Origin of the sequence: Mycobacteroides salmoniphilum, from assembly GCF_004924335.1 — a bacterium.
Lineage (GTDB): Bacteria > Actinomycetota > Actinomycetes > Mycobacteriales > Mycobacteriaceae > Mycobacterium > Mycobacterium salmoniphilum.
Genome location: NZ_CP024633.1, coordinates 3,432,607 through 3,450,429 on the forward strand (window position 1 = coordinate 3,432,607; position 17,823 = coordinate 3,450,429).

Annotated in this window: 18 protein-coding genes; 6 read left to right on the forward strand and 12 right to left on the reverse strand. The window is 65.5% G+C overall.

Going from position 1 to position 17,823, the window contains the following annotated elements:
- Position 1 precedes the first annotated feature (1 nt).
- The 3 genes from manB to rfbD all read right to left on the reverse strand — a co-directional run bounded on the left by manB (position 2) and on the right by rfbD (position 2,918).
- Complete coding sequence (gene manB, locus DSM43276_RS17060; RefSeq protein ID WP_078330856.1) at positions 2-1,129, reverse strand: mannose-1-phosphate guanylyltransferase; 1,128 nt, start codon at positions 1,127-1,129, stop codon at positions 2-4.
- A complete protein-coding gene (locus DSM43276_RS17065) occupies positions 1,122-1,994 on the reverse strand; it encodes a glycosyltransferase family 2 protein (protein ID WP_078330855.1) in 873 nt (290 codons plus the stop codon). The genes manB and DSM43276_RS17065 overlap by 8 nt, the downstream gene beginning before the upstream one ends.
- A 75-nt stretch (positions 1,995-2,069) precedes the next feature.
- Positions 2,070-2,918 carry a dTDP-4-dehydrorhamnose reductase gene (rfbD, locus tag DSM43276_RS17070; RefSeq protein ID WP_078330854.1) on the reverse strand — a complete coding sequence of 283 codons (849 nt, stop codon included), beginning with the start codon at positions 2,916-2,918 and terminating at the stop codon, positions 2,070-2,072.
- A 119-nt stretch (positions 2,919-3,037) separates the two neighbouring features.
- Here rfbD and DSM43276_RS17075 point away from each other — a divergent pair, with 119 nt between their 5' ends.
- Entirely contained in the window at positions 3,038-4,546 is a 1,509-nt protein-coding gene (locus DSM43276_RS17075) for an LCP family protein (protein ID WP_078330853.1), read from the forward strand.
- Positions 4,547-5,230, forward strand: coding sequence for a TIGR03089 family protein (locus tag DSM43276_RS17080; protein ID WP_078330852.1), 684 nt, complete (start codon positions 4,547-4,549; stop codon positions 5,228-5,230).
- Between the two features lie 6 nt (positions 5,231-5,236).
- On the opposite strand, the gene DSM43276_RS17085 is transcribed toward DSM43276_RS17080, so the two are convergent.
- Genes DSM43276_RS17085 through DSM43276_RS17095 form a run of 3 tightly spaced genes read right to left on the reverse strand, consistent with a single transcriptional unit; the run spans position 5,237 to position 8,169 of the window.
- Positions 5,237-6,400, reverse strand: a complete 1,164-nt coding sequence (locus DSM43276_RS17085; protein WP_078330851.1) for an acyl-CoA dehydrogenase — start codon at positions 6,398-6,400, stop codon at positions 5,237-5,239.
- A 54-nt stretch (positions 6,401-6,454) separates the two neighbouring features.
- Entirely contained in the window at positions 6,455-6,955 is a 501-nt protein-coding gene (gene purE / locus DSM43276_RS17090; RefSeq protein ID WP_099051438.1) for a 5-(carboxyamino)imidazole ribonucleotide mutase, read from the reverse strand.
- A gap of 5 nt (positions 6,956-6,960) precedes the next feature.
- Positions 6,961-8,169, reverse strand: a complete 1,209-nt coding sequence (locus tag DSM43276_RS17095; protein WP_109556251.1) for a 5-(carboxyamino)imidazole ribonucleotide synthase — start codon at positions 8,167-8,169, stop codon at positions 6,961-6,963.
- 157 nt (positions 8,170-8,326) lie between these two features.
- Between DSM43276_RS17095 and DSM43276_RS17100 the strand changes: the two genes are divergently transcribed.
- The gene (locus tag DSM43276_RS17100) at positions 8,327-9,067 is read left to right on the forward strand and encodes a GtrA family protein (RefSeq protein ID WP_078330940.1); all 741 of its coding nucleotides are present in this window, start codon (positions 8,327-8,329) and stop codon (positions 9,065-9,067) included.
- On the opposite strand, the gene DSM43276_RS17105 is transcribed toward DSM43276_RS17100, so the two are convergent.
- The 5 genes from DSM43276_RS17105 to DSM43276_RS17125 are packed head-to-tail and all read right to left on the reverse strand — an operon-like array spanning position 8,983 to position 13,386.
- Positions 8,983-9,540, reverse strand: a complete 558-nt coding sequence (locus DSM43276_RS17105) for a PH domain-containing protein (RefSeq protein ID WP_078330849.1) — start codon at positions 9,538-9,540, stop codon at positions 8,983-8,985. The two genes, DSM43276_RS17100 and DSM43276_RS17105, sit on opposite strands and share 85 nt — an antisense overlap.
- A gap of 11 nt (positions 9,541-9,551) precedes the next feature.
- Positions 9,552-10,346, reverse strand: a complete 795-nt coding sequence (locus DSM43276_RS17110) for a biotin--[acetyl-CoA-carboxylase] ligase (RefSeq protein WP_078330848.1) — start codon at positions 10,344-10,346, stop codon at positions 9,552-9,554.
- Positions 10,347-10,355: 9 nt separating this feature from the next.
- Positions 10,356-11,510: a 3-ketosteroid-9-alpha-monooxygenase, oxygenase component gene (locus DSM43276_RS17115; protein WP_078330847.1), complete on the reverse strand. Its 1,155-nt coding sequence runs from the start codon at positions 11,508-11,510 to the stop codon at positions 10,356-10,358.
- A gap of 41 nt (positions 11,511-11,551) precedes the next feature.
- Positions 11,552-13,234, reverse strand: coding sequence for a steroid-22-oyl-CoA synthetase (casI, locus tag DSM43276_RS17120; RefSeq protein WP_078330846.1), 1,683 nt, complete (start codon positions 13,232-13,234; stop codon positions 11,552-11,554).
- The gene (locus DSM43276_RS17125) at positions 13,231-13,386 is read right to left on the reverse strand and encodes a hypothetical protein (RefSeq protein WP_412458692.1); all 156 of its coding nucleotides are present in this window, start codon (positions 13,384-13,386) and stop codon (positions 13,231-13,233) included. The genes casI and DSM43276_RS17125 overlap by 4 nt, the downstream gene beginning before the upstream one ends.
- A gap of 107 nt (positions 13,387-13,493) precedes the next feature.
- On the opposite strand from DSM43276_RS17125, the gene DSM43276_RS17130 reads away from it, so the two are divergent.
- The 3 genes from DSM43276_RS17130 (at position 13,494) to DSM43276_RS17140 (ending at position 17,166) form a co-directional block, all read left to right on the forward strand.
- A complete protein-coding gene (locus DSM43276_RS17130) occupies positions 13,494-15,104 on the forward strand; it encodes an acyl-CoA carboxylase subunit beta (protein ID WP_078330844.1) in 1,611 nt (536 codons plus the stop codon).
- 64 nt (positions 15,105-15,168) lie between these two features.
- The gene (locus tag DSM43276_RS17135) at positions 15,169-15,450 is read left to right on the forward strand and encodes an acyl-CoA carboxylase epsilon subunit (RefSeq protein WP_078330939.1); all 282 of its coding nucleotides are present in this window, start codon (positions 15,169-15,171) and stop codon (positions 15,448-15,450) included.
- A gap of 18 nt (positions 15,451-15,468) precedes the next feature.
- Positions 15,469-17,166 carry a Maf family protein gene (locus tag DSM43276_RS17140; protein WP_078330843.1) on the forward strand — a complete coding sequence of 566 codons (1,698 nt, stop codon included), beginning with the start codon at positions 15,469-15,471 and terminating at the stop codon, positions 17,164-17,166.
- Here the strand turns inward: DSM43276_RS17140 and DSM43276_RS17145 are convergent.
- Positions 17,163-17,819, reverse strand: a complete 657-nt coding sequence (locus DSM43276_RS17145) for a TetR/AcrR family transcriptional regulator (RefSeq protein ID WP_078330842.1) — start codon at positions 17,817-17,819, stop codon at positions 17,163-17,165. The two genes, DSM43276_RS17140 and DSM43276_RS17145, sit on opposite strands and share 4 nt — an antisense overlap.
- Positions 17,820-17,823: the final 4 nt, after the last annotated feature.

Consider the following 17,823-nt stretch of genomic DNA (forward strand, 5'->3'; position numbering starts at 1 on the left):
CCTAGACGTCCGACGAGTACCTGATGCCGCCGTCGGGAATGGTGATTCCGGGCCACACCCGGGCTCCGCGCAGCAGCTCGCACCGCGCGCCGATGTCGGCACCGTCACCGATCACGCCGTCGCGCACCAGTGCCCGCGGACCGATGCGAGCGCCAAACCCGATGATGGAGCGTTCCACCACAGCACCCGCTTCGATGCGCGCACCGTCGAAGATGACCGCACCGTCGAGCCGTGCCCCCGGGCCGATTTCGGCTCCCCGACCCACCACGGTGCCACCGATCACCAGCGCACCCGGTGCCACCGAAGCGCCGTCGTGCACCAGGGCCTCACCCGGATGTTCGGGGATCGCCGGTGACGGCGCGATGCCGCGCACCAGGTCCGCCGAGCCACGCACGAAGTCCTCGGGAGTTCCCATATCGCGCCAATAGCTGGTGTCCACGTATCCGCACACTTTGGCGCCACTGCTCAGCAGTCCCGGAAAGACCTCTCGTTCAACCGATACCGGCCGACCAGAGGGGATCTGTTCGATCAGCTCACGCCGGAACACGTAGCACCCGGCGTTGATCTGATCGGTGGGCGGATCCTCGGTCTTCTCCAGAAACGCAGTGACACGACCGTCGGAATCGGTAGGCACACAGCCGAACGCACGCGGGTCGCCGACGCGTACCAGGTGCAACGTCAGGTCGGCCTGAGTCTGCTCATGATGCGCGAGAAGATCTTTCAGATCCAGACCGGACAACACATCGCCATTGAAGACGAGGGCGGTGTCGTGGCGTAGATGCTCCAGCACATTCCGGATGGCCCCGCCTGTGCCCAGCGGCTCAGTTTCTGTGACATACGTGATCGACAGGCCCAGCTTGGATCCGTCGCCGAATTCCGACTCGAAGACCTCGGCCTTGTAGGACGTCCCCAGCACCACATGATCGATCCCGGCCGCCGCTACCCGCGACAAGACATGTGTCAGGAAGGGGAAGCCGGCGATCGGCAGCATCGGCTTGGGCGCCGAGAGGGTCAGTGGGCGCAGCCGGGTGCCCTGCCCTCCCACCAAGATGACGGCATCGGCTTTCACGGTGCCCGATTCAACCACGGCGCCCGGTTCAACACTGCCAGATACAACACTCTCAGGCATTCCCATCTCCTTGCTTGTCCCGGCGCCGATTCGCGCGGATCGCCGCACGCACCACGATCGCAGATCGAGCCGCCAGTGCGCTCCGAATGCTCCAGCGCAACGGCGCCTGCCACCAGTGCGGGTGCCGGTCGGATTGATAGATATAGACGCTGTCGTGATGAGCGGTGAGGCTGCGTGCGGGATCACGTCCGGCCGCATGGCCTTTCGCGTGCACAACCTCCGCGCTGGGCGCGTACACGTTCTGCCAGCCCGCACGCGCAAGCCGGTCCCCTAGATCGACGTCTTCCATGTACATGAAGTAGCGCGTGTCGAACCCGCCGATGGCATCGAAGGCTTTACGCCGAAGCAGCAGGCACGACCCCGACAGCCATCCGACGACACGCTCGGACGGTTCCATCCGGTCCTGGCGGTATGCCGCGGTCCACGGATTGGTGGGCCATACCGATCCCAGCAGCGCATGAAGCGCGCCCCCGGAGAGGCTCGGCACCACCCGCGCCGAGGGATACACCGAGCCGTCGGGTTCACGAATCAGCGGACCCAGCGCACCCGCCGCGGGCCAGCGCTGTGCAACCTCAAGCAGCGCATCGATGCTTCCCGGACCCCACTGCACATCGGGGTTCGCGATCACAATCCACTCGGCGTCGGGATCGACCTGCGCTACTCCGAGGTTGGCGGCCTTCCCATAGCCGACATTGCCCCCGGTGCGAAGCAGCTCCACCTCGGGCTCCTCAGCGGCTGCTTCGGGCACTCCATCGGTGGAGCCGTTATCGGCCAGGATCACCCGCAGGGGGCGAGCGGTGGCATGGCGCAGCGTGCGCAGGAAGCGGTCGAGGTGCTCGCCGGGCGAGTACGTCACCGTCACCACGGCGAGCTGCTCGGGCAATACCGACGAGCCACTCGGGCGAAGGGGATCAGGCACGGTGCTTGAGGGTACCCACCCCTAGTGTGTGGCCAGCGCCTCAGCCAACGCGTCGCGCCATGGGCGCAGCGGCGCCAGACCCGCGTCGGCCCAATGATCGCCGTCCAGCGCCGTGTACACCGGCCGGGGCGCGGCGCTCGGAAAATCAACAGAACGGCAGGGCTGTAATCGTGAGGCATCCGCCCCGACCAGCTCGAACACGGCCTTGGCCCAGTCGAACCGATTGACCACACCGCCGCCGGCCGCATGCAGGATCGGAGCCTGGACATCGGAGGCCGCCAGGTCCAACAGCGCCTCGGCGAGGTCTGCGGCGTACGTCGGGGACCCGGTCTGATCCGTCACCACCCGCACCGGTCCGTCCCCGGCCGCCAATCGCCTCATGACGCCCACGAAATCGCCGGTGATTCCGGTGTAGACCCAGGCCGTACGCACCACGTGGGCCGTCGGTAAGACATCGTGAACGGCCTGTTCCCCGGCGAGCTTGGTGCGCGCGTAGACACCCGTCGGAGCTGTCGCGTCACCCGGGCGGTAGGGGCGCGGGCCGGCCACACCGAATTCACCGCTGAACACGTAGTCGGTAGAGACATGTATCAATCTGGCGCCAACCTCACGACATGCCTGGGCCACCCTCTTCGCCCCGTCGGCATTGACCGCGTATGCCCTGGCCTCGTCGCTTTCCGCGGCATCCACGGCGGTGTAGGCGGCGCAATTGATGACGGTATCCCCCGCAGCAACCACTCCGTCGGGCACACTGTCGCGGGTAATATCCCAGTCAGCCGAGTTCAGAGCGCGGATGGGGAGGTTGTGGAGCGCGGCGCGGGCAATGAGGTGGGTGCCGAGCTGGCCGCCCGCTCCGGTGATAACAAGCACACCGAGAGTCTGGCACGCCGACTTCGCTTCCGAGGGATGGGCGCCGCCCCGACGTAGCCTTGACGAGGCCTGAAACTTGTTGCCCGGCGAACGCCCGGCCCGGAAAGAGACGGATCACCGTGACCGACCCTCACGCTCTTCGCGCGAGCGGCTCACCGCAGACGGAGACACCACGCCCCCTGTGGCGGGGTATCGCGACGCTGGCCGCGGTCGCGGTCATGGTGGTCACCGGGGCCGCCTGGGGAAAGATCGGCAACATCGATCCGAACATCGCCCGATTCGATCTGCCGGGCCTGTTCGGCAATGCCGGGAAACCCAATGACGGCGCGACGGACATTCTGATGGTGGGCGTCGACAGCCGCAGCGACGCGCACGGCAACCCGCTCTCGCAGGACGAGCTATCGATGCTGCGAGCCGGCGACGAGACGGCCACCAACACCGACACCATCATCCTCATCCGGATCCCCAACAACGGAAAGTCGGCAACGGCTATCTCCATCCCCCGCGACTCGTATGTCAGCGTCCCGGACGGCACCAAGGGCAAGATCAACGGCGTCTACGGCGAAGCCAAAGAGAACGACCGGCAGAAGCGCGTCGAATCCGGTGAGACCCTCGAGGCGGCCGAGCGCGAGTCCGTAGATGCCGGGCGCGCGGCGCTGACCCAGACGGTCGCAAAGCTGACCGGTGTCACCGTCGACCGCTACGCCGAGGTCAGCATGCTCGGATTCGTGCTGATGACCAACGCGTTGGGTGGCGTCAACGTGTGCCTCAACGAAGCCGTCTACGAGCCGATGTCGGGAGCCGACTTCCCCGCCGGTCCTCAGACGCTCGATGGCCCGAACGCGTTGAGCTTCGTGCGGCAACGCCACGACCTGCCGCGCGGTGACCTCGATCGCGTGGTCCGCCAGCAGGTGGTGATGTCCTCCTTGGCACATTCGGCGCTCTCCGGAGGAACGCTGACCAACGGAACGACCCTGAGCAAGCTTCGGGACGCGATCACGCGCACCGTGGTGCTCAGCGAGGGCTGGGACGTCATGGACTTCATCCAGCAGTTGCAGAAGCTGTCCGGGGGCAACGTGGCGTTCGCGACCATTCCCATCCTGCGCGAGGACGGCTGGACCGAGGACGGCGCGCAGAGCGTCGTGAAGGTTGATCCCGATCAGGTGCGCAGCTGGGTGTCCGGCCTGCTGGACCAGCAGGCCGAAGGTAAGACCGAAGAGGCCACCTACTCCAAGGACCAGACGACCGCCGACGTCGTCAACGAGACTGAGATCAACGGCCTGGCCGCTGCGGTGTCGGAACTGTTGGTGGGCAAGGGATTCACCGCAGGCAAGATCGGCAACAATGATGCCGACCACACCGGCAGCAGCCAGGTCCAGGCCGCAAAACTGGACGACGTAGGTGCCAAGGCGGTCGCCGACGCGTTGGGGTTGCAGGTGGTAGAGAAGCAGGGCCTGCCCGAGCGCACCGTCCGCGTGGTGCTGTCCAGCGACTACCACGGCCCCGGGTCCGGCCGGGACACCACACCGGCGTCCGCGGAGAGCGGTTCCGCCACCGAAGAAGCCGCACCCCCGCCGCCACCGTCGCCGATCTTCACCGCGGCCACCGGCCCACGCTGCGTCAACTAGATGAACCTCACCCCTCTGCTACTCGGCGATGCGAGCAGTCCCACGCCGCGGATCACCTACTACGACGACGGTACCGGTGAACGCATCGAGCTCTCGACGGTGACGCTGGCCAACTGGGCAGCCAAGACCGCCAATATGCTGCGCGACGAGTTCGGTGCGGGCCCCGGGTCCACGGTCGCGGTGCGACTGCCCGCGCATTGGCAAACCGCGGGCGTGCTCCTCGGAATCTGGTGGGCCGGTGCGGAAGTAGTGCTCAGCGGTGAGGACAGCTCCGATGTCGCGTTCTGCGCGCCCGGTGACGAACCGGACGCCGACGAGGTGTGCGTGCTCTCGCTTGATGCTTTCGGGCGCCCAGTGCCCCACCTGCCGCTCGGACTGACGGACTACTCGACAGCGGTCCGGGTGCACGGAGACCGGTTCTCACCCGCGGGTGCCGGGCCCGCGTTGAATGGCCGCAGCGTCGACGAGGTTGCCGCCGCCGCACGGGAAAGCGCTGCAGCACAGGGCATCACGGCCGATGACCGGGTGCTGAGCTCGGGCTCCTGGGATAACCCGGACACGCTGACCGCCAATCTTCTGGCGGTGCTCATCACCGGAGCCTCATTGGTGCAGGTGGCCAATCCGGACCCCGCCGCACAAGAACGGCGGGTTGTCTCCGAGAAGGTCACCCACACCCTCTCCTAGCGCGAGTTAGGAACCAAGCAGTGCGCGAGACATCACGACGCGCTGAATCTGGTTGGTGCCCTCGTAGATCTGGGTGATCTTGGCATCGCGCATCATGCGCTCCACGGGGAAGTCGGTGGTGTATCCGGCACCGCCGAACAGCTGCACGGCATCGGTGGTGACCTCCATGGCCACATCGGAGGCGAAGCACTTTGACGCCGAGGAGATGAACCCCAGGTTCTTCTCGCCGCGCTCGGCACGGGCCGCGGCGGTGTACACCATCAGGCGCGCGGCCTCCACCTTCATCGCCATGTCGGCGAGCATGAACTGCACGCCCTGGAAATCGCTGATGGACTTGCCAAACTGCTTGCGGTCCTTGGTGTATGCGATCGCCTGATCCAGCGCGCCCTGAGCGATACCGAGGGCCTGCGCACCGATAGTGGGGCGGGTGTGATCCAGCGTCTCCAGCGCGGTCTTGAAACCGGTGCCCGGTTCACCGATGATCCGATCGCCCGGAATCCGGCAGTTCTCGAAGTACAGCTCTGCCGTCGGCGAGCCCTTGATGCCGAGCTTGTGCTCCAGCGGGCCGACAGTAAACCCCTCGTCGTCCTTGTGCACCATGAACGCCGAGATGCCGCCGGCCTTCTTGTCGGGATCCGTCACCGCCATGACGGTGTACCAAGACGACTTGCCGCCGTTGGTGATCCAGCACTTGGACCCGTTGATCACCCAGTCGTCGCCGTCGGCCTTCGCACGGGTACGCATGCTGGCCGCGTCGCTGCCGGCCTCGCGCTCGGACAGCGCGTAGGACGCCATCGCCTCACCGCTGGCGATCGAGGGCAGCACCTGCTTCTTGAGCTCGTCTGAGCCATTGAGGATCAGACCCATAGTGCCGAGCTTGTTGACCGCCGGAATCAGGGACGACGACGCACAGACGCGCGCCACCTCTTCGATGACAATGCAGGCGGCCACGCTGTCTGCGCCCTGACCGTCGTACTCCTCGGGCACGTGCACGGCATTGAAGCCCGAGGCAACCAGCGCGTCGAGAGCCTCTTGAGGGAAACGCGCCTTCTCGTCGACATCCTTGGCGTGAGGAGCGATCTCCTTCTCGGCCAGACCACGGATCGCCGCACGCAACTCGTCGTGCTCCTCAGCCAGCTTGAACAGGTCGAACGACGGGTTTCCAGCCATCACAGCCTCCAGGATCGAACAGTTAGTCGCCGTTAACTGTACGTCACGGTCAATTTAGTCGCCTAATAGTCTGCGCTGCAGCGCCGCATCCTTCTCGAGAACCGTTGCTTCCATGCTCGCCTGGAAGGCGACAACCTTCTCGCGCAGCACGTGATCGGATACCCCGAGGATCCGTGCGGCCAACAGTCCCGCATTGCGGGCCCCGCCGATGGACACTGTCGCCACCGGCACGCCCGCGGGCATCTGCACGATGGACAGCAGGGAATCCAGGCCGTCCAACCGCGCGAGCGGTACCGGAACGCCGATGACCGGCAACGGGGTGGCCGATGCCACCATGCCGGGCAGATGCGCGGCCCCGCCGGCTCCGGCGATGATCACCTGAATGCCCCGGTCCGCGGCTGTTTGTGCGTACTCCAGCATGCGCGCCGGCGTCCGATGCGCCGAGACAACCCCCACTTCGAACGGAATCTCGAACTCCGCCAAAGCATTCGCGGCATCCGACATCACCGACCAGTCACTGTCGCTGCCCATGATCAGGCCGACCCGTGCACTCACCATCCCTAGTGCCCTTCCGTCCATCCGTCGGTCCATACCGCGTGCGATAACCAGTGCGCGGCCCGCTCGGCGCGCTCCCGCACCTCGGCCACGTACTGCGGATCGGCCGCCGAACCATCAGAGCGGCCTTGAATATTCACATGCCCGAGCTTGCGGCCCGCGCGCTCGCCCTTGCCGTACAGGTGCACCTTCGCCTCCGGGATGCGGCCCATCAAGTGGTGCATCCGTTCGTCCAGGGACATCGCGGGCGTCTCGTGTGCACCCAGCACGTTGGCCATGACGGTCACGGGGGCCAGCTGTTCGGTGGAGCCCAGCGGGTAGTCGAGTACCGCACGCAGGTGCTGTTCGAATTGCCCGGTCCGCGCACCGTCCATGCTCCAATGCCCGGAGTTGTGCGGGCGCATCGCCAACTCGTTGACCAGCAGCCTGCCGTCATCGGTTTCAAACAGCTCCACCGCCAGACACCCGGTCACGCCCAGCTCGGTAGCGATGCGCAGTGCGAGCTGCTCGGCCTCCATCGCCCGTTCCTCCGGCAGCTCCGGGGCCGGCGCGATCACCACGGCACAAACTCCATCCCGCTGAACGGTTTCCACCACGGGCCAGGCCGCGCCCTGTCCAAACGGGGAACGGGCCACCATCGCCGACAGTTCACGGCGCATATCGACGCGCTCCTCGGCGAGCAGCTCCACTCCGGCGGCCAGCTGCTCGGCGGCCACCGTGCGCGCCTCGTCCAGATCGTCGGTGATCCACACACCGCGCCCGTCGTATCCGCCCCGTACCGCCTTCAGCACAACCCGGCTACCCGTCTCGGCCGCGAACTTGTCGACATCGGCGACGGTCCTGATGTCGGCGAAGCCCGGTACCGGAGCGCCGATGCTCTTCAATTTCCGCCGCATGAACGTCTTGTCCTGCGCATAGATGAGCGCCGACGGCGGCGGCTGCACGTTGACGCCCTCGGCCTGCAGCGCCTCCAGAAACGCGGTGGGGACGTGTTCGTGATCGAAGGTCAGCACGGTCGCACCCTTGGCCGCCCGGCGCAGATCGTCCAGATCTGTATGCGAACCCAGCACGACGTCGGGGGTGACTTGAGCCGCCGGCTCATCGGCAGCGTGAGCCAGCACCCGCAGTGTCTGACCGAGCGCGATCGACGCCTGGTGGGTCATCCGGGCCAGCTGACCACCACCGATCATGGTGACGACGGGAGTTTCGGACACAGACATATGTTGTCATGCTGGCCACACGGCCCGGCCAGAACGGTCCGTCTCAGCCGTCGTCAGCAGCCGAAACACGGCGGTCACGCACACGTCCGTACCCAATGAAGTCGGCGGACCGCTTCGCGCTGCCATGCCAACTTCCGTACACTCGCCATTTGTGTCTTTCGCCGATGCCACCATCGCCCGGCTTCCCCGGTTCATCCGGCCTGTCGCCGAGCAGCACCACGAGCTGATCAAGTTCGCGATCGTCGGTGGAACCACGTTCATCATCGACTCGGGCATCTTCTACGCGCTCAAGCTAACGATCCTGGAGCCCAAGCCCCTCACCGCGAAGATCATCTCCGGCATCATCGCCGTTATCGCCTCCTACATCCTCAACAGGGAGTGGAGTTTCCGAGACCGCGGTGGCCGCGAACGGCACCACGAGGCGCTGCTGTTCTTCGCGGTCAGCGGCATCGGCGTGCTCATCGCCATGTTCCCGTTGTGGGTGTCGAGTTACATCCTCGAGCTGCGCGTGCCGAATGTGAGCCTGACGGTCGAGAACATCGCCGACTTCATCAGTGCCTACCTCATCGGCAATCTGCTGCAGATGGCGTTCCGGTTCTGGGCCTTCCGCCGATGGGTGTTTCCCGACGAGTTCGGTCGCCATGACCAGGCCCCCGTCACTCTGATGACCAGCGAGACCGAGCAGGACGGCGCATCGGACACAGAAACGGACGACGCCACCCTCTTGTCCCCGCACACAGGGCTGCCCAACAGCACCACCGTGCATCACGGCACCGAGGTCGGCCGTGGCCTCTACGGCTCAGCGCATCACGTGGCAGGGGGCCGTTCGCGGCCTCGCCCGGTGGAGCGGCTGTCGCCCTCCTCAGAACCGAGGGTGTCGAAGACCTCGTGATACAGCAGCGAGTGAACGTATTCCACTCGCGGTATCTCATGAAATTCCAGCGGATCCTGTGACGCCGATTCGATGATCAGCGTGCCGGTGCGCAAGATTCTGTCCACCAGGCCATGCCGGAACTCGACGCTGTTGATCCGTGCCAGCGGGATGTCGATTCCCGAACGGCTCAACAATCCGTGACGGAACATCACGCGCCGATCGGTGATGACGAAATGTGTGGTCAGCCAGTTCAGGAATGGCCATACGCTCAGCCAGCTGACCAGCACCAGCCAGACAACACCGATCGCGATCATCACCACGTTCTTCGCGGTGGCCTGCCAGTCGGTGTTATCGACCATCGCGGCGACAAAGGCTGCCGCGCCGGTGGAAAGAATCAGCACCAACGCCGGGCCGATCAGTCGCTTCCAGTGCGGATGGTGGTGCAACACCACCTGCTCATCGTCGGCGAGCACGTTCTCCGGATACCCCACGTGCAGCGACTTTACTGCTCGCCATGCGGGCGCAGATGCGTTATGTCGCCCGCCGTGACCGCGGTGACAGTGCCATCGGCACTCTCGATACGGAGCTGTCCATCATTGCCGAGCCCGACGGCGACGCCGATCAGTTCACGTTCGCCCGGCAGCTCGGCGCGCACCGTCGACCCCAAGGTGATGCTGCGCGCGCGGTAGTCCTCCAACAGCTGATTGTCGACACCCCTCGCGGTGCGCCAATGCTCGACGCGGCCGCCGAGCTCACGCAGCACCGCACGGGCCAGCTCGTTGCGATCGGGATTGGTCCAGCCGAGGATCGTCAGCGAGGTGGCGTTGGGGTCTGGCAACTCGTGTTCGGTGAAGGTCGCGTTGAGTCCGAGACCGAGCACGATGGCCGACTGGGGCGTGGCAACCTCAGCCAGGATCCCGCACAGCTTGCGTCCCTCCACGAGCACATCGTTGGGCCATTTGAGCCCGGCCTGGATTCCACTGACCTCCGCGACCGCGTCGACGATGGCCACCCCGGCCAGCAGCGGCACCAGACCCCACCGGTCCGGCGGCACCTCACCCACTGCGATACCCACTGACATGGACAGCTGTGTGCGCGCGGGGGCGCCCCAGTTGCGGCCGTGACGCCCGCGACCGGCGGTCTGGTGTTCGGCAAGCAACACGACGCCGTCAATGTCCTCCCCCGCCGCGGCGCGCGCGACCAGATCGGCGTTGGTGGATCCGGTTTCGTCGACGACGTCGATACGGCGCCACTGTCCGCCGGGGCTGTCGGTGAGGGTGAGTTTGTCCGCGGTCACACGTCCAGCCTAGGGCGATAACTGAGATGCCATGGCGGCCGCCCGCTCGGCGAGATTCTCTTCGACCTCGTGCACCCACACCCCGTGGGCGTGCGTGGTGTCCACCTCGATCTCAAAGCGTTCCGTCATGTCCGGGGTGATATCCGCCAGGTCCACGTAGAACTGCTCATACCAGCGGCGGTGCTGGTAGACCGCGCCATCCTCCTGCGTCAACAGCGGATTGTCTATGCGCGTCTTGTTCTTCCAGATCTCGACGTCCTCCAGGAACCCGTCGCCGAATGACGTGGCCATCGCGGCGGCGAGCTTGCGCGCGTTGTCTGCGGGCAGATCGGGCATCTCCTGGATGGCCACACCCCACTGCAGCACGAAGGAATTGTGCGTTACCGGGTAGTGACAGTTGATGAGCGCCACCTCGACGGTGAATCCGGGTCCAAGGTCGTTGTGGATCCAGTCAATCATGTACGCCGGGCCGAAGTATGTGGCCTCCGACCGCACACCCGTTCCTTCCCAAAGCTTTTCGGGGTTGGGAACATAGTCTGGCCGCGGCTTGGACTCCATGAACTGGCTGGCGGTCTGCCCCTCGATGACGTTCTTGAAGTACGTCGGATAGGCGTGGTGAATGTAGAAGAAGTGTGCCATGTCGACATTGTTGTCAACGATCTCACGGCAGTGCGATCCCTCGATCAGGATCGAATTCCATTGCCACGAGGACCATTTGCCCTCTTCGTACCCTTCGATTGTCGGCGGTGCGAGCTCGGCGGGCGGCGTGGACCCTTCCGGGTCGTGCCACACGAGGAGTTGTCCGTTCACCTCAACACTGGGCCAGCTACGCGTGCGCGCGAGCTTCGGGGTGCGCTTGGCGTAGGGCACCAGCGTGCACTTGCCGTCACCGCCCCAACGCCAATCATGGAATGGACACGCGATGCTGTCATCCTTGACGCTGCCCTGCGACAGATCGCCACCCATGTGGCGGCAGTATCCGTCCAGCACCTTGATATCGCCGTGAGAGTCGGCGAACACCACCAGCTTGGTGCCGAATGCCTCGATGCCGTGCGGCTGCCCATCGTGGAACGACTCGGCCAATCCCAGGCAATGCCACCCCCGGGCAAACCGGGTCATCACTGTGCCACCATCGATTTCGCGGATAATGTCGTCACGGCTCATCGCGGGGGCCTTCCCTTCCTACCTGTCGTCAATATTGCGCTCTACAGCAGCCGTTGTCGTCCATATACCGTGAATTGAGCATCGAGTGCGGTTTTGTCCCGTGGTTCCATCCGCTGAAAAACCGGGGTGCCCCTTCCCTCCCAACGAAACACGGGCTCCTCGGTATGCCAGCGCTGCTCCTGCAGCTCGCGTTTGAGAACCTTGTTGGAGCCCGTCACCGGCAGGTTGGCCGACACCCGGAGGAAGCGTGGAATTCCCTTGCTGCCCAGATCCTCCTGCCGTGACAGGTACTCGGTGAAACCGTCCACATCGAATGCGTCCGGGTCGGCCACCTCGATGGATGCCATCACCTGATCACCGGAGCGCGGGTCAGGTACCGCATAGGCCCCGGCCGCGATCACGGCGGGGTGGCGCCGCAGCACCCGCTCGATGGTCAGCGCCGAGGTGTTCTCCCCATCGACCCGGATCCAGTCGCCGCGCCGGCCCGCGAAATAGATGAACCCGGCCGCGTCGAGATAGCCGAGATCACCGGTCCAGTACCACCCGTTGCGGATGCGGTCGGCGTCGGCATCGTCATTCTTGTAGTAGCCCTCAAAGCCGCGCCTGCCCTGTTTGTCGACGATCTCGCCCACGGCCTCATCGACGTTGAGCACACGGCCGTGCTCATCGATAATGGCTGCGACACAATCGTTGAGCGTTCCCGGGTCGACGATCGACACACCGTCATGTGCCGGACGCCCCAGCGCGCCAGTCGGCGCATCCGGATCCAGCGCGACCGCGCCCCCTCCCTCGCTGGACCCATAGCCCTCAAACAGTTCCGCACCGAACCGTCGTCGGAACACCGCTTGATCCTCCGGTGATGCCTCGGTGCCGAATCCCCGCACCAGCTGGTTATCGGCATCGTCGGACTGCTCCGGGGTGGCCAACAGGTATCCGAGTGCCTTGCCGACATAGGTGAAGAATGTCGCGCCGAAGTAGCGCACATCGGGCAGGAAGCGCGATGCCGAGAAAGCAGGTGTCAAACACATCGTGGCACCGTTGGCGAGCGCGGGAGCCCACAGCGCCATCAACGCATTCCCGTGGAACAGCGGCATGCAGCAGTAGTCGACATCGCGGCGGTTGTGCCCGAATTTTTCGGTCGCCAGGTAGGCAATCTGCGCAAGCCGTCCCTGGCTACATTTCACCGCCTTGGAGGCCCCGGTCGTGCCGGAGGTAAAGAGCAGCAGGAGCAGCGAATCGGTACCCACATCCTCGGAAGCCGCTGCCACGGTGCGGTTCTCGTCGATCAGTGCGGGGTATCCGGGGCTGTCGATCACCAGAAACCGGTCCGCCGTCACACCGAGATCCAGACCCTGCAGCCGGCCGAGGTGCTCGGTGTCAGTGACGATCAGCTGACAGTCCGTATGACGGATCTCGGCGGCCATGTCCGCCGGCCCACGGGCGGGGTTGATGCCCACGATGGTGGCCCCGGTCAGTGCGGCGGCGCCGAGCCAGAAGACGAAATCGGGGACGTTCTGCAAGAGGACCCCGATATGAAAAGGCCCGCCGACCCTCAGTTTCCGCGCGAGTGCGCCCCGCGCGGCGGACTCACCGACCACGTCATGCCACGTCCAGTCACGATCACGGGTACGCAGCCCTGGATGACTGTCGCCCACGCGATCGAGGAGCATGGCCGCGATATCGGCCCGGGGCACACCAGCGTGGGGGGTGGACGCAGCGGTCATATCGCCGATGTTGCACCCATCAGGTCCCGGTACTCCGGCGGCAACTCCCCCGCCGAACGCACCGCGGCCTCGACGTCGGCGACGTCGAGCTGGTCGAAATGGGACACGATCGAGAACACCAGGTCGGCGTCCAGCGCAGGCTGTTGGTCCATCACCTTCTATCTACCGCCATCGGTGAACATCCATTCGAGAAAATTTCTGAGAACTCTCTAAGGCCCATGCGTGTTCTGCCGGGTGAGGCGCGATAACATCGGGACCCATGACGACCACCGAGCCGGATATCCACACCACCGCGGGCAAGCTCGCCGATCTGCGTCGGCGCAGCGAGGAGACACTGCACCCGGTCGGTGAGGCCGCCGTCGACAAGATCCACGCCAAGGGCAAGCTGACCGCCCGTGAGCGCATCTACGCGTTGCTCGACGAGGGCTCGTTCGTGGAATTGGACGCGTTGGCCAAGCACCGCAGCTCAAACTTCGGTCTGGGCGACAAGCGCCCACTCGGCGACGGCGTGGTGACCGGTTTCGGCACCATCGACGGCCGCGATGTGTGCATCTTCAGCCAGGACGTCTCGGTGTTCGGCGGCAGCCTCGGTGAGGTGTACGGCGAGAAGATCGTCAAGGTGCAGCAGCTGGCCCTCAAGACCGGCCGCCCGCTCGTCGGCATCAACGAGGGCGCGGGCGCCCGCATCCAGGAGGGTGTGGTCTCCCTCGGCCTGTACAGCCAGATCTTCCACAACAACATCATCGCCTCGGGCGTCATCCCGCAGATCTCGCTCATCATGGGCCCGGCCGCCGGTGGCCACGTCTACTCGCCCGCACTGACCGACTTCATCGTCATGGTCGACCAGACCAGCCAGATGTTCATCACCGGCCCCGACGTCATCAAGACCGTCACCGGTGAGGACGTCACCATGGAGGAGCTGGGTGGTGCGCACACCCATGAAGCGAAATCCGGCACCACGCACTATGTCGCCTCCGGCGAGCAGGACGCCTTCGACTATGTCCGCGACATCCTGAGCTACCTGCCCTCGAACAACGCCTCGGAGCCACCGCGCCATCCGGGACCGGAGCCCACCGACGGCGCCATTGAAGACCACCTCACCGACGAGGACATCGAGCTCGACACGCTGATCCCGGACTCCCCGAACCAGCCGTATGACATGCACGAGGTCATCACCCGCATCCTCGACGATGACGAGTTCCTCGAGGTGCAGTCCGGATACGCACAGAACATCATCGTCGGATTCGGCCGCGTGGACGGCCGCAGCGTCGGCATCGTCGCCAACCAACCCACCCAGTTCGCGGGCTGCCTGGACATCAACGCCTCCGAGAAGGCAGCGCGGTTCATCCGCACCTGTGACTGCTTCGGTGTCCCGATCATCACCCTGGTGGATGTGCCCGGCTTCCTGCCCGGCACCGAGCAGGAGTTCAACGGCATCATCCGGCGCGGCGCCAAGCTGCTGTACGCGTACGGCGAGGCCACCGTTCCGAAGATCACGGTCATCACCCGGAAGGCCTACGGCGGCGCGTACTGCGTCATGGGCTCGAAGGACATGGGCGCCGACGTCAACGTCGCCTGGCCCACCGCACAGATCGCGGTCATGGGCGCCTCCGGCGCGGTCGGGTTCGTGTACCGCTCGCAGCTGGCCGAGGCATCCAAGAACGGCGACGACGTGGACGCCCTGCGCCTTCAGCTGCAGGCGGAGTACGAAGACACCCTGGTGAACCCGTACATGGCTGCCGAGCGCGGATACGTCGACGCGGTCATCCCGCCGTCGCACACCCGCGGCTACATCGCCACCTCGCTGCGCTTGCTCGATCGCAAGATCGTGCGGCTCCCACCGAAGAAGCACGGAAACATCCCACTGTGAGTCGAGTGAACTGGGTGAACGAGCGAACGATCCAACCGCTGTGACGAACGAAGAAGGTGCGGCCGTGACTGAAGAAGGCACCGAGACCGCCGAGGCGAACTCTGTCGGGGAAGGCCGCGTGAAGGCTGCCGACGTACAGGTGCTCAGCGGCAACCCGACCGACGCGGAGATCGCGGCTCTGGTCGCGGCGTTGAGCGCATTGGCCTCGAAGGCGGAGACCGAGAGCCTCAAGCCCCGCAACCTCTGGGCCGAACCGATCGACATGCTGCGCTACAGCCCGCACAGCTGGCAGCGGGTCACGCTGTTCGAGCGCGCGAAGCTGGCGCGTCCGCAGGGCACGTTCTAGACAGCCGTCACAGGCCCCGTGACCGCATTTGTCCTCGCGTCCGCGTCCCCCGCACGCGAACGGATCCTCGAGCAGGCCGGCCTCAATCCGGTCGTCATCGTGTCGCACGTCGACGAACATCTCGTCATGGCGACGCAGCCTTCGGGCACCGCACCAACGCGCGCCGTGGAGGTTCTGGCCTGCGCCAAGGCGTTTGACGTCGCGACGGCGTTGGCCGGCGAGGTAGCGGCCGATGCAGTAGTGCTGGGCTGCGATTCGATGCTCTTCCTCGATGGCACATTGCAGGGCAAGCCGGGCACCGTCGAGGAAGCGCGCCGCCGTTGGGGGCTGATGGCCGGACGCTCCGCCGAGCTGCTGACCGGACACTGCCTGGTGCGGGTAGTCGACGGCAAACCCGTCGCACGTGTCAGCGAAACACGCTCGACCACAGTGCATTTCGGCACGCCATCGGCGGAAGACCTCGAGGCGTACCTGGCAACCGGCGAGCCCCTCCAGGTAGCGGGCGCATTCACGCTCGACGGCTTGGGCAGCTGGTTCGTCGAAGGCATCGATGGCGACCCATCGAATGTGATCGGTGTCAGCGTGCCGCTGCTCGGGCGGCTGCTGGACAAGCTCGGCGTACCCGCCTCGTCATTGTGGGTCGGCCACGTTAAGCACGTGCCGCCAAAGCCCTTCCACCCGGACACGCCCTCGGTCGCCCCGTTGCCGCCTCGCATGGTGCCGATGTTCGACTCGCTCGTGATGATCGGGCCGACCCAACAGCAAGAATTCAGGGACACCCACGGCAACCCGATTCCCCACATGCCATCGATCAACACCAGCTTCCAAACCGCCTGTCGCGACGATTCGTTCGACCTCGGTGTGCACACCAACCGCGGGGCCTGCCTGTGGACCGGCGACTACCTGAATACCGGCGATGGCATCCAGTTGATTGCCGTCGACCCCGCCAGTCCCTCGGTCGCGCTGGGTGGGCGCTCCAAACCCCTTGTGCTGCCCGCGGATGCGCAGGACGGTGCCCGGCTGCTGCCTACCGGATCGGCGGAGTTGGCGCACCGCTCGCTGTTGTTCGCCTCATGTATTCCGTCGCCGGGATGCAGCACCTTCGTATCGGCCGACACCACCGTGTACGACGTGAGCGAGCCGGGCAAGTCGTCATACCGGCCGTTGGGGGTCATGGTCGGCATCTCGCAACCGAGCGGGGTTTCGGTGCCCGGTCGCCGGATGCTGGTGGCGGGCAATATCGGAACCGGCCCCTGGGCGCCGCGGATCGCCTGGCTCACACCGCCGATCGACGATCCGGCCTTCCTGGACTCGTCGGCGTGGGAGAAGGTCGGTCAGATCACCGGTGGCGGGGACCGCGAAAATCAGTTGTTCGCCCTGCCCGCAGGCGGTTTCGGGCTGCTGGATTCCAATGGCTCCGGCGACGCGCACATCGGGCTCAAGCTGTTCCGGACCCCACAGGAGTTGGTCAGCGAGCCCATGACGGTGCTGATCCGCAACGATCCGTCCGATCCGCGGCCGGATGACCCGTTCATGTCCCGGGATCCACACAGGCTGTTGCAGCCGTACGGGCCTCAGGTCGTCAGCATCACCATGAACGCCGACGGCACACAGACGCTGTATTTCCTGGTAAGCCAATGGGTTACCGATCCGACGCGCGCTTACCGAACCATCCTGTATTCCATCGTCTTGGCACCCCAGTACCTGAGCATCTAGCCCTCGCCGAACAGCTCTGGACGCTCGGCGGCCTGGCGCCAGTCCTGCGGCGTGCCCAACAGCGCGAGCGCACTGCGCAGCATCGCAGCACGCACCGCCCGCCTGCCGTCGCTGGGCGTGGATAGATACCGATAGCAGCCTGCCTGCATGCTCGACAGCAGCACACCTAACGTCTCCGCCGTGGGTGCGGGCCTGCCACTCGCGATCAGCGCGTGCTGAATGACCTCGATGAGCCGGCTCTCGTAGGTGGCCCGTAGCAGGCGAGCGGGCGACGATGGATCGTGTTGTTCGATATGAAAAACAAGCCATGAGTCGCGGCCGCGCACGGCCGTATCGAGATACACGTCCAGGCCCGCACTGAGCTGTTCCATCAGGGCGCCGCCGGCATTCACCACCGGCGCCCACTGCGCCAGCATCTGCTGCTGGCTCTCCGTCACCAACGCCGTAATCACCTCTGCCACACCGTCGAAGAACGCATAGAAGGTGGGTTTCGATAGCTCGGCACGCTCGGCGATGCGCGCGACCGTAGTGCCCCGGTAGCCATGCTCGGCGTAGACCGCGGCGGCTGCGATCAGGATTCGAGCGCGCGTCGTGGCGCGCTGCTCGTCGGTCTGGGGCGGGCGCCCCCTGGACCTCCGGGGATTGACAGACATCGCG